Source organism: Rossellomorea aquimaris (genome assembly GCF_020172085.1).
In the GTDB taxonomy this organism is placed as follows: domain Bacteria; phylum Bacillota; class Bacilli; order Bacillales; family Bacillaceae_B; genus Rossellomorea; species Rossellomorea aquimaris_E.
In genome coordinates this window covers 1373073-1385594 of the sequence record NZ_JAIVAT010000003.1, presented here as the reverse complement: position 1 = coordinate 1385594, position 12522 = coordinate 1373073, and the positions used below count along the sequence as shown (strand labels likewise).

The 12522-nt window shown below is 40.0% G+C and carries 12 protein-coding genes and 1 riboswitch; of the genes, 9 read left to right on the top strand and 3 right to left on the bottom strand.

The features are described 5' to 3' along the window. The first annotated feature begins 186 nt into the window (after nt 1-186). The 6 genes from LCL96_RS07990 (at nt 187) to LCL96_RS07965 (ending at nt 5774) form a co-directional block, all read left to right on the top strand. Nucleotides 187-1482 carry a M20 family metallo-hydrolase gene (locus LCL96_RS07990; RefSeq protein ID WP_224940871.1) on the top strand — a complete coding sequence of 432 codons (1296 nt, stop codon included), beginning with the start codon at nt 187-189 and terminating at the stop codon, nt 1480-1482. Between the two features lie 162 nt (nt 1483-1644). Next, nucleotides 1645-2031, top strand: a complete 387-nt coding sequence (locus LCL96_RS07985; protein ID WP_224940870.1) for a VOC family protein — start codon at nt 1645-1647, stop codon at nt 2029-2031. 92 nt (nt 2032-2123) lie between these two features. Then, complete coding sequence (locus LCL96_RS07980; RefSeq protein ID WP_224940869.1) at nt 2124-2696, top strand: sugar O-acetyltransferase; 573 nt, start codon at nt 2124-2126, stop codon at nt 2694-2696. 85 nt (nt 2697-2781) lie between these two features. Beyond that, the gene (locus LCL96_RS07975; protein WP_224940868.1) at nt 2782-3381 is read left to right on the top strand and encodes a histidine phosphatase family protein; all 600 of its coding nucleotides are present in this window, start codon (nt 2782-2784) and stop codon (nt 3379-3381) included. A 559-nt stretch (nt 3382-3940) separates the two neighbouring features. Continuing rightward, a complete protein-coding gene (locus LCL96_RS07970) occupies nt 3941-5368 on the top strand; it encodes an N-acetylmuramoyl-L-alanine amidase (RefSeq protein WP_224940867.1) in 1428 nt (475 codons plus the stop codon). Nucleotides 5369-5459: 91 nt separating this feature from the next. After that, a complete protein-coding gene (locus LCL96_RS07965) occupies nt 5460-5774 on the top strand; it encodes a DUF3892 domain-containing protein (RefSeq protein ID WP_224940866.1) in 315 nt (104 codons plus the stop codon). Nucleotides 5775-5889: 115 nt separating this feature from the next. Here the strand turns inward: LCL96_RS07965 and LCL96_RS07960 are convergent, their stop codons facing one another. Then, nucleotides 5890-6126, bottom strand: coding sequence for a hypothetical protein (locus LCL96_RS07960; RefSeq protein ID WP_224940865.1), 237 nt, complete (start codon nt 6124-6126; stop codon nt 5890-5892). Nucleotides 6127-6328: 202 nt separating this feature from the next. Here LCL96_RS07960 and LCL96_RS07955 point away from each other — a divergent pair, with 202 nt between their 5' ends. Beyond that, a complete protein-coding gene (locus LCL96_RS07955) occupies nt 6329-7804 on the top strand; it encodes a flavin monoamine oxidase family protein (protein WP_224940864.1) in 1476 nt (491 codons plus the stop codon). A gap of 180 nt (nt 7805-7984) precedes the next feature. Beyond that, complete coding sequence (spoIIP, locus tag LCL96_RS07950; RefSeq protein WP_224940863.1) at nt 7985-9151, top strand: stage II sporulation protein P; 1167 nt, start codon at nt 7985-7987, stop codon at nt 9149-9151. Nucleotides 9152-9215: 64 nt separating this feature from the next. On the opposite strand, the gene fbpA is transcribed toward spoIIP, so the two are convergent. Continuing rightward, nucleotides 9216-9431 carry a Fur-regulated basic protein FbpA gene (gene fbpA, locus LCL96_RS07945; protein WP_224940862.1) on the bottom strand — a complete coding sequence of 72 codons (216 nt, stop codon included), beginning with the start codon at nt 9429-9431 and terminating at the stop codon, nt 9216-9218. A gap of 99 nt (nt 9432-9530) precedes the next feature. Then, nucleotides 9531-9637: riboswitch (SAM riboswitch) on the bottom strand. Between the two features lie 215 nt (nt 9638-9852). Between fbpA and LCL96_RS07940 the strand changes: the two genes are divergently transcribed. Beyond that, the gene (locus LCL96_RS07940) at nt 9853-11250 is read left to right on the top strand and encodes a protoporphyrinogen oxidase (RefSeq protein ID WP_224940861.1); all 1398 of its coding nucleotides are present in this window, start codon (nt 9853-9855) and stop codon (nt 11248-11250) included. 71 nt (nt 11251-11321) lie between these two features. Here the strand turns inward: LCL96_RS07940 and LCL96_RS07935 are convergent, their stop codons facing one another. Continuing rightward, complete coding sequence (locus LCL96_RS07935; RefSeq protein WP_224940860.1) at nt 11322-12341, bottom strand: STAS domain-containing protein; 1020 nt, start codon at nt 12339-12341, stop codon at nt 11322-11324. Between the last annotated feature and the right edge of the window lie 181 nt (nt 12342-12522).

Sequence of the window (12522 nt, the reverse complement as noted above, 5' to 3'; positions counted from 1 at the left end):
TTGTAAAACATGAAGGATATCATGTGATTGCTATCGAACCTAGTCTAAACAGAAAAGCTCACTACATACATTTTCGTTCCTACTGTTTACTAGGTTTATTGATTAGACAATGTGTCTAATGACCAGCAAGGCCACTAACTGTACAATTACGATGAGTCTCAAAAATTGTTAACGAAGGGTGATTCTATGGATATCAATCGTGAAAGATTAAATCGTCATCTGAAAGAGTTAGCTGAAATCGGGAAGATCGGGGAAACAGGGGTTTGCCGTTTGGCACACTCGAAGGAAGATCGCCAGGGTGTGGATATGGTGAAAAAATGGATGCTAGATGCGGGATTAACGGCCAGGATTGATGGATTCGGAAATCTGATTGGCAGGTTAGAAGGACGAGATAAAGAAAAACCGATTTTGATGCTTGGCTCACATATTGATTCACAGCCTTACGGGGGGAGGTTTGATGGTACTGTAGGGGCGCTGGGGGCAATTGAAGTTGTTCACAGTATGCAGGACAATGGCATAGTGCCAGAACGTACGATTGAAGTAATATGCTTCTCCGATGAAGAAGGAAGCCGTTTCAACAAAGGAATTTTTGGTGTCAGGGCGCTGGCCGGGATGCTGGAAGAAGGAGAGCTTGAGCGGAGGGACAAGAATGGCGTGACAAGGCGGGAAGCATTAAAAGAGTTTGGTGTCGATACAGATGTGACAGAAAGTCCTGTATACAAGAAAGGCGATATAGCTGCTTTCCTGGAACTTCATATAGAACAAGGGCCAGTCCTCGAGGGGAAAGACAGGCCGGTAGGGATCGTATCGGGAATTTCCGGGCCGATATGGCTGACAGTGACTCTTGAAGGATTTGCAGGACATGCAGGATCTGTTCCGATGTCCATGAGGCAGGACGCCCTTATCGGTGCTTCACAAATCATCAGGAAATTCGACGAGCTTGTGAAGGAGGAAGGGACGGACACGACAGTGGGAACGGTAGGAAGCATGCAGGTGTTTCCGAATTCCAGGAACATTATTGCCGAAAAGGTGGAATTCACCATCGATCTTCGTGATGTCGACCTTCAAGCACGAACAGAACTTGAACAGAAACTGTATCGAGTGATCGAAGAAACATCTTCAGCTCACCAACTTAAGTATGAAATTAAGGAAGATACCAGAAGTGAACCGAGGTATTGTGCCGATTGGATCAAAGAAATCATGGGTGAGGAAGATGATAAGCTCGGATTCGATAGTCCAACCTTGATGAGCGGTCCGTTCCATGACGCATTGATCATGTCCTATATCAGTGATTATGGTATGATCTTTGTCCGATGCGAAAAAGGAATCAGCCATAATCCATTGGAATATGCGGAAATGGAAGATATCGAAAAGGGTGTTCAACTCTTATACGCCACTTCACTCCGCATTTGTCAGGAAACAGAGGAAAGTCATCTTGTTACTGGAGGAAACCAATCTTCTGCTTTGGATAGCACCAAATGATTTTTCTTATTCGTTCCGATCATAAGAGATCGGGACGAATATGCATGTGCACTTTAACAGGCTACCTTCATAAAAGAAGTGAAGGTAGCCTGAATCCATTATAATACCATTGTATGGTATTCATTCATGTGTGAAAAATTCAAAAAAGGAGTGCAGGGATTCATGTACACAGATCAAAAAATCACGACTTTTTTCATGTTTAACGGTAAAGCTGAAGAGGCGATGACTTTTTATACATCGATTTTCGATGATTCCGAGATCATGAATGTAATGTACCATGAGGATGGCTCCGTACTTCATGCAACGTTCATATTAAAAGGTCAAGCCTATATGGCCATCGATAATACAAATCGGTATGAGCACCAATTCTCACCAGCTATCTCATTATTTGTTGCCTGTGATTCTGAAGATGAAATAGACCGCGTGTATGATCAATTGTCCCTGAGAGGGACAGTGCTGATGCCATTGGAGGAATCTCCATTCAGTGAGAAATTTGCATGGGTAGAGGATCGTTTTGGTGTATCATGGCAGTTAAATCTATCTAAATGAAGAGTGATTGATTGAAAAAAAATGCAATCGCTTGCGCATTCTAGAAGCTATGAGATACTATGATTTCAATCACTAAGAATTTGGAGGTCCCCATGAAAACCGAAAAACAGAAAATGCTCGAAGGAGAACTTTATGAGCCTTGGGATGCTGAATTAACGGAAGAGAGAAGACAAGCCCGTTATTTAACCAGAATGTTGAATATTACAACAGAGGAAGAAAGCGATAAGAGAATTACAGCGATTAAGAAGCTTTTTGGCTCTACTGGAGAAAACATATATTTAGAGCCAAACTTCAGATGTGATTACGGATATAACATCCACGCAGGAAATAACTTTTTTGCTAATTTTAACTGCGTAATCCTGGATGTGTGCGAAGTGCGTTTCGGAGAAAATTGCATGCTTGCACCAGGAGTACATATTTATACAGCCACACATCCCGTCAATCCTATTGAGCGGAACAAGGGTCCGGAATATGGCAAGCCTGTCTTCATTGGAGACAATTGCTGGATTGGTGGAGGGGCGATCATAAATCCAGGTGTGTCGATAGGGGATAACGTGGTGATCGCTTCAGGAGCTGTGGTTACAAAGGACGTGCCTTCCAATGTAGTGGTCGGTGGAAATCCAGCCCGAATCATTAAGGAAATTGACTTGGATGATTTGAGTTAGAAAAGTAAAAAAATCATCTGGATAATCGTATTTAACCATTTCTTAATTGAACTTCATTTGTAAATGAATAATAGGAGAGAATCCAATGATTACAGAAGTCTATTTTGTAAGACACGCACATTCTGTCTTTTCGTTAGATGAAGAAGAGACGAGAGGTTTATCTTCTAAGGGATGGGAAGATACAAAAGAAGTCACCAAGATATTAATCGGAGAAGACATAGATTACATTGTATCAAGTCCCTATACACGGGCTATTCAAACGGTAGAAGGTCTAGCGGGAAAATTAAACAAAGAAATCATTCGAGATGAGCGTTTCAGGGAAAGGGACCTGGCTTCCAGGAGTCACCATTTTAATGACCCCATGGAGGCTAAAAAACATGTTTTTGAAGATCCTTTCTTTCAATACCCTGGGGGAGAATCCAACAAAGCTGTGAAGATGAGAGGGATTGCGGCACTAAGAGATATCATTTCGACCCATAAAGGAAAAAAGGTTGCAATAGGAATTCACGGGCATATCATGACCTGTACGATGAACTTTTTTTCTGACCAGCTCCATTTTGATTTTTGGAAAAGCAGCTCAAAACCTGATATCTATAAACTTCAAATCGATGAAAACTTCGAGCTGCTTGAGTGTAAAAGACTTTGGAACAAGAAGATCGAAAAAGGTGCAAAAGCTAAATCATAACCAAAAAACTGTTGTCCATTTTTGAAAAAATTAAGTTGCTTGTCCTCACCAACCAGCCACTTCCGACATAAAGTGTTCTATGGAGGTGATGCTTTGGCAAGAAAAATACTACAATTTCTTTTTATAAGACCCGAAGAAACTCATGCCAATTTTGATTTGGGATCTCCTTCCCTATCGAATCAATACGTTGCACAATTTGGGGTAGCGCTGAGGCCCCATGTAAAGGTAAGAAACAATGCTTATAAGATCAACAGTCCATACTGAAATAATTGAAGCGGTCTCAGTATGGTACTCCGCCGGTCGACAAGTTCAATGATGATGAATAAAGCGAATAAGAACGTGTTTTGGGTAATAAAATATAGAGAGAAGTTTTGACAACCCTATTAGAAAGTCCCCTCCATAAACATATAGAATCGTGCGTAAAAAAATGTTTCCCCGCTCAATAGCAGGGAACATTTTTTTGTTTGATAATAGAAAGATGATAGGATAGTGTCCAATCATGCTTGTCTGAATGTGAATATAGTACTATATGTCTATTCTATTGTAAGGAGGAAGTTTATTGAAAACCATCATGATTGATCCAGGACATGGAGGATCTGATCCAGGTGCTAGTTATAAAGGAAGCGAAGAGAAGACATATAATTTATTAACGGCATTAAAGGTTAAAGAATATTTATTGGCCAATTATAAAGTAAATGTTTTAATGACGAGAACAGGAGATCAGACTTTGTCCTTAACTGAAAGGTCGAACCTCGCCAATCGTTCCAATCTTGATTTTTATTTGTCCATTCACCATAATGCTGGAGGTGGTAGTGGATTTGAAAGCTATATATACAACGGCCCAATACTTCCCGAAACACTAAACTATCAGGAAGCAATCCATAGTGAAGTGGTGGCAGCCGTTCAGCCATTCAAGATCATCGATAGGGGTGAAAAGAGAGCCAATTTCCATGTGCTTCGTGAAACGAAAATGCCATCAGTGCTTGTCGAAGTCTTGTTTGTTGATAACCCTGAAGATCTTGCTCATTTAAAGAATGAGCAATTCAGGCAGAAAGTAGCGATTGGACTTTCAAAAGGTATAGCGAAAGCATTGTCCCTGCCGGTAAAGGAATCAGGTATTAAGCAACTCTTTAAAGTTATTGCAGGTTCGTTTACCGAGCGCAAGAATGCTGAAATCCGTGTGAATGAGTTGAAAGAGGGTGGGTTTGAATCATTTATCGATACCGTAAAGATTTCAGGAAAGACCTATTACAGGGTCCAAGCGGGTGCTTTTTCCGAACGGGTTAACGCAGAAGAACAAGTAAAATCATTAGAACGTATTGGAATCCAAGCCTTCATTCTGGCAGAAGGAGCTGCACCAGCACCGATTCCTACTGAACCACCACCAACCGAACCTCCAAAACCTACCCAGCCCCCACAACCTACTCAGCTGCCAGGAATCGAATATTCCATATTGGGAACATCAGTTGTCCAAGCCCGGCAATTGGATGACTTCGCCAAAACCATTAACCCTGAAGCACCTTTACTGGGTAAATTTTATATTTCTTTCGGTGATCTATATGGAATTAGGGGAGATATAGCTTTTGCGCAAGCGATACACGAAACAAATTACTTTAGATTCACTGGTCAAGTAAAGCCTGGTCAAAATAATTATGCGGGGATCGGCACAACTGGAGCCGGAAACGATGGAGCCACTTTCGCTACCCCGGAAGAGGGTGTACTGGCCCATATTCAGCATCTATACGCTTATGCATCCACAAGTCCACTCCCTGATGGGCAAACACTGGTCGACCCCCGATTTACATTGGTGACCAGAGGAACTGCCAGAAACTGGACCGATTTAAATGGGAAATGGGCTGTGCCAGGAACCACCTATGGTCAAAGCATCTTGAGTGTGTATAAAAAGAATGTGGAAAATGCTCTGGCAGGAATAGAAATTCAAAGAAAAATGCTCAACAATGTACTGGCAAAATTAAATGAGTCTTGAAAGCAGAGTGTTGTAGCATAGGCACGCCAATTTGTTTTATAAAACACCTCCCCTCCGTAAATACTAAACGTATGTTCGGGAGGTGAATACAATGAATGAAAAGAATTTTGAACAAATTTATGAGGAATATAAGCAGCAGGGGAAAGTCCAGGCTAAGCTTGAGATGGCTGAAGAACTTACTGCAGGAGCCGAACATATCATTGCTGTCCGAAGGAATAGTGATGATGACCTTATCGCTTTCAAAACCGAGAGTGGAAGGGAACTTGATTATGTCACGGCACTGGAGGAAGCAAAAGCCGGAAAAATCGCTCATGTCGATGTCATTCATCGTTATGGGAGGGACGTTCTCCGTAGTGAGCCTGATGGGGTGAAAGAGAATAATCTAGGAGAGCTGCCTTCTTTCTAATCCACAAACAAAAACGAGCATAACCATTTATGGTTCATGCTCGTTTTTGTATTTCATAGAGGGACGGACCTACCCTCAATAATCGATGAGTAGTTATCATGATGATGTTATTCATTCAATTTGACACTTCAATAAGTAAGATCCGTTCTATAGTAGTGGCCAAAAGGCTGATGTCAGTATATATTTCCACTTTCATTGATTCCACATAGGTAATCTGAAAGCTCTCCGTGTCGGAATGATAAGTAACCGTCATAATAGGTGAGTGTTCATAATCGGAAATCGTATGAACAATCTCACTTTCCTTGAATTCTTTCAACGTCTTAAGCATGGTCTCAATATTTTTCAGTGACATTTAACATGTCTCCCTTCTACTGCCTCAAGGGATTGACTAAATACAGTCTCGTAGACCCGTTGAATCCTAATTATAGCATAAATAACACCTATTAGAAACAAGTGTTCTGAATACATGTGGAAATGAGCCATACATCACGTTATCCAAACGTATACCTCCTTGTAGCGAATCATATGATGTAATAATAAGGAGGTAGGTTTAAATGAAGTATCGATTCATTAGAGATGCCCCTTCTGAGTTGAAATATCCAGATGATATGCTTTCTATTATTAGAAAAGGATTAAATCCCTCATTACCAAAAAAAGTAATCATCATCGGGGCAGGTATGAGCGGATTAGTTGCAGGCTCAATCCTCCTTAAGGCCGGGCATGATGTGACCATTTTAGAAGGGAATAAACGGATCGGTGGGAGGGTATATACAGTCCGTAAACCGTTTACCAAAGGGAATTACCTGGATGCTGGAGCTATGAGGATTCCGGATAATCATCATTTGGTATTTGAGTATATCCATAAATTCAAACTTCCATTTCAGCCCTTTCTAAATTCTTCACCAAGAGATCTTCTTCTAGTGAATAACATTTTAGTGACGAGAAAACAGTATGAAGAAGATCCAGATATCCTCCAATATCCCCTCCCTGAAGAAGAAAAGGGAAAAACTGCTTCTGAACTGTTTTTGGAAGCGACCAAACCCTTTGTGGAGCTGTATAAGAAAAGTGAACATGAAGAACAACTAAACTTGATAAAGAAATACTCTCATTATTCGATGGGACAATTTTTATCTAATAATCCGTTTGGGAAATCATTATCATTAAATGCAATACGAAAAATCAATGTCATTCTTGGAATAGAAGGATTCCCTGAATTTTCATTTGTCGATATATTAAAAGATATAATATTCCCGATTTTCAGGAAAGAAACAAAGTTTTATGAAATAACGGGAGGAAATGACCGTTTACCTTATTCTTTAGCTGGAGAAATTCAATCTCATATTTTACTGAACCAAAAAGTCATCCAAATCATCCAGTCTGGGTCGGGAGTTACCGTTCACACAACAAACTTAAAGATTGGAACACGCGGAGAATTCGAAGGTGACTATGTGATAGTCACTGTACCTTTTACCGTGTTTCAATTCATAGAAGTTGTACCTTATAACTCCATTTCGTTTAAAAAGTGGCAGGGCATCCGTGAAGTGACCAATGTACCTGCGGTAAAGGTCGGGATTGAATTCAGGAGTCGCTTCTGGGAAGAACTGAATTATGGGAATATTATATCGGATCTCCCTACCCGGTTTACCTACATGCCAAGTCATGATATAGGCACTAATATGCCGGGTGTCATGCTTGCTAGTTACAGTTGGGGACAGAACGCACTTTTATGGAACAGTAAATCAAAAGAAGCAATCATTAGTGAGGTTCTAGAGGATTTGTCAAAGGTATATGGAAATCGAGTCTACACAGAGATTCTTAATTATTTTGTATATAATTGGAGTAAGAATCCATTCTCAGCAGGATGTTTCACTCTTTATACACCTGGTCAGGCAGCCGACATTGGAGATTACATGCGAACACCTGAAGGAAGAATTCATTTTGCTGGAGAACACACCTCATCTTTTCATGGATGGATGGAAGGGGCAGTTGAATCAGGTGTAAGGGCTGCCTATGAAGTGAATGAAAGGTAACAATCAAAAAAAACAGGTCAATGTGTATTTTTTGTTTTTACAGCTTGGTTGCGAAAATATCTTTTAGAACATAATGAAACGTAGATTTATAGGAAATCCGACCGAATCCCTGAAAAATCCTTCTACTCAACCCATCATCTGCATAAAGTTAATTATCAAATACTTTATATAGGGGTACTGATGATGTCGTATAAGTCTCGAAATAATAATAGTTTAGTCCCACTAGTATTCGTCTCTATGAAAGCCGTCATCCGGATTGTGTTGATAGGCATTATCCTCATGTATTTAATGGTTTGGCTGATATCATCGACGGCCATTAAATTGAGGGTGGATAGCATATTTTATACTTCGGTATCTGAATTGGTACCAAAGGAAACCTTTCTTATGCTGTTGTCACAGGAAATGACAGGATTACGCATCGAAAATAAAGAGGCAATGAACAATGACTTCGATTGGTTGGAAAGCGTTACGAATGTCTCTCTCCTCGATCCCAGGAGTCTATTTGGTCGGGAGATACCAGGCATTGAAAATTATCATACTCACATAGCAGTTGCCGGGAAAGGGACGGACATCACGAATCTTCCGAACGAATCACCTGCACCAACGGAAGACCAGCTAAAGGATCAGGAGATTGACCAAAGCCAAATTGATGAAGCGAATCATGACTCCGGAAATGGAGTGCAGGAGATTGAGAATAAATCGGTCTTTATTTATCATTCTCACAGCTGGGAAGCTTTCAGTCCTTTAATCAAAAACAATGACTCGAAAGATCCTGCCAGTACAAACGAGAAGGTAAACGTCATTGCGGTCGGGTCGAAACTGAAGCAAGAACTTGAATCTAGGGGAATTGGAGTGGTTCATGATAAGACAGATGTAAACCAGGCATTAAAAAATAAGTCTTGGACGTATTTCGAATCTTATAAGCTTTCAAGAGGATTGGTTCAGGAAGCCATAGCACAGGATGATAACCTGAACTATTTAATTGATATACATCGTGATTCCATGCCAAGGGACATCACAACCAAAGCCATAAACGGTAAGAGCTATGCCCGTTTATTTTTTATCGTAGGGAAAGAAAATAAAAATTATGAAAAGAACCTGAAAATCGCAAAAGAATTAAATGCTAAATTAGAAGAGAAATATCCGGGGATCAGTCGAGGCGTCTTTGTTAAAACGAGGGCGGAAGGAAACGGAGTCTACAATCAGGATTTAACGGAACAAGCCATGCTCCTTGAATTTGGAGGTGTGGAAAATAACTTAGTAGAATTATATAATTCTACCGAAGCATTTGCGGAAATCTTTGCTTCATACTATAAGAAAGATGCCGTTGAAGTTAATGCACAATGAGATCACGTTTGAATGACAATGCTGAACAATAAGAAGCACCAATCCACCTTGGATTGGTGTTTCTTTAGCTACTTTTCCTACCAATATTCTTCCAATGAATCGAACCAACATCATTATGCGGGTGACAATTATTTTGGATACATTGATACTCTTCTTCAAGTTCCTCCAAGCTCAATTCAAATAGTTGTTTGTCACCTTTTTTGAAAAAGTTGTGGACGATTAATTTGTTCACTAATTCGTTTCTTCGATTCTGTTTAATTCCTTGAGGGATTTTCCCCATTCTAATCACTCCTATTGTTATGTCTGAAAATAGAAGAAGAGTCTACCCAATGAAAAAGCCCACTTCCTAAAAAATAAGAAGAAGGCTTTGTGTAACTTCGACTCATCTTTCAAGGCAATGCTTGTGGAATTAGCACAGTGTTCTACCGTGTAGAATCTGTTGCTGAGGCTTCATCGGGCCAGTCCCTCTGCCTCTCTGGATAAGTGGTTATATGGTTGTAAATGATTATTTGTATTATAAAACAAACTATTCCTAGTAGTCAACTTTGAATTATGCATTAGTAATATACAACGAATCACTGCTATCCGTTACCTCTATATTATTAGGGCGCACTTTTCCTAAAACCGTCACAGTTTGTTTTTCTAATACGGGGGAAACATGATAATCTGTATACATAAACGAAATGTATGGAGTGAATGGTATGAAAACAGTGGTTGTCGTAGGTGGGGGAATTACAGGTTTAACGGCACTGTATCACCTACATAAAATGTCAAAAGAACATAAATCTGAATTAAAGTTACTGTTAATCGAACGAGATCACAATCTTGGTGGAAAGATCAGAACTGTAGAGGAAGGAGATTACATAATTGAAACAGGGGCGGATTCAATAGTTGCCCGCCATGAGGCAGTCCTTCCTTTGGTCGAGGAACTTCAACTACAAGATGAGCTCGTTTACAACGAAACCGGGACATCCTACATATATACAAATGGAGAATTGCATAAAATTCCAGTTGATTCAATCTTCGGTATTCCTATGAATGTGGAGGCATTGGGGGAAAGTACCCTGATCTCTGAAGATGGGAAGAAGGCTGCGCTTCTGGATCTGGAGACTAATAATTCCCGGTTTACCAAGGAAAGTTCTATTGGAGAATTTTTGGAAGCTTTCCTGGGAAGAGAACTGGTTGAAAACCAGATTGCGCCTGTATTATCGGGGGTTTATTCTGGAGACTTGTATAAACTGACCTTGGCTTCTACTTTACCCTATCTACTCGACTATAAAAATGAATACGGAAGCATTATTAAAGGATTATCTGCAAATAAACTGAAATTTAAAGGTGCTTCCAATAAAAAATTCGTATCTTTCAATAAAGGCTTAGCCAAAATCATTGACCGTTTAGAAGAAGAGTGCACGGATGCCACCATTCTAAAAGGTGCAGAAACAACCAAACTAAGAAAGGTCGGTGACAAGTACGAGCTGTCGATAAATGGACATGAAGACATCCATGCTGACTATGTCATTTTGGCTACTCCACACGATATAACACAACGAATCCTGGAACAGGAATCATTGGATCGTGACTTCAATCAATTAAAAAACTCATCCCTGATATCCATTTACCTGGCTTTCGATGTACGTGATGAGGAACTGCCTGCGGATGGCACTGGATTTATTGTATCCGATGAAAGGGACGTGAAGTGTGATGCATGTACTTGGACTAGTCGTAAATGGAAACACACATCCCGAAACCAGAATCTCCTAGTGAGACTCTTTTATAAGAGTTCAAACAGCCAATATGATACATTAAAGAATTTGAACAACGAAGAATTGACACGAGTCGCACTCGAAGATATAAGAAAGAGCATCGGAATTTATGCAGAACCTATCACCGTTGAAGTAACCAATTGGAAAAATCTGATGCCCAATTACCTACTTGGGCACAATCAATCCGTGAATTCATTAGAGCGAACACTCTTAAAAGAGATGCCAAATGTGGCATTGGCCGGAGCATCATATTACGGAGTGGGAATTGGAGCTTGTATTCAAAACGGAAAGGAAACAGCCGAAACCATAATAAATGATATCATCAAAAGAGCATGATCCTCAGGATCATGCTCTTTTAGTTGACAGTGTAAAAAAATATGAAATGAAGTTATGTGGGTCATACCATCTTATACCTTCCTGGCAATCTCCAACCCTAATTGATCCAATGCATAATTCATTCCTTGCTGAAGGAGGGAGAAGCAGGGGATGTGATTCATTCGAAAGCCACTTTGAGTCACTTTCATACTTAATTCTGTAGAAATCCCAACAAGCAAACAAGTGGTTCCTAAAAGGGAAGAAGCTCCCACAAATTTTTGTATGAATGTGAGAGTATAGTCGTCAACCCAGCTGAGACTGGTCAAATCGATAATTAAGAACTCAGCATTATACCTCGGAAGATTGAGAAGTGTTTTGTTTAGTAATTCTTCCGCTCTGATTTCGTTATAGCGCCCAACAAGGGGAACGACGAGAATGGAATCCAACACCGGAATGATTGGAGAAGAAATTTCTTTAATGATTTCGGATAATACTTCTGTTCTCTGATTGGTTATCCGCTCCAATTCTTTTTGTGCGGCTGCTGTCTGTTCTTCCAATAATGCTTTCACGTTCAAAGAGGGGGAAATATCAGATGGATAAAACTCATATACACTGCAATCGTCCCCGCTAATCTGACTTTTGACAACCCTGTACCATACATTGGACCCGAATATACCGGTCAGGACCCCAGCCCAATGACCGGGCATGAAAGTTCCTTCTGCGTCTTTTCCTTGAGCTACGTTCACTTTGTATTCCCATCCATTACAAAATTGCACAACTGCTGTTTGATCTTCAATAGAATAAGAGAATATTTCTGTAATCCCCCATCCTGCTGTCACATATGTATTCGGCAGTTTATCGAGAATCTTCTCTGGTTTTCCGATCGATTTTAAATAGAAGTCACTGACGATAAGTCCGGTTCGGTATCCAGCGGTTTCAAGAACCAATCTTGCTTCTTTCTCACCAGCAATCTCTTCAATTGAATCAATTAGCGTTTTAAATGCTGTATTCACCCAGAAAGATACAACTTCATCATTTTCAAACGTAAAGGAACCATTTTCCAGGTCCCATTCAAATAATGAACCATTCACATCAATATCATATTTCGACATCACCAATACCCCCATCAAACCAACTAGTGTAAATGAATAAACCAAATATATTTTCTTTACCCTTTTCGATAGATCAATAAACCAACGTATATCATTTAAATTTAGGAGAATCGCTTTACTTACAAGCAAAAAGCTCTCTCTATTAATGATGATAAATAGTTGACATTCCTCAGGAAAATAA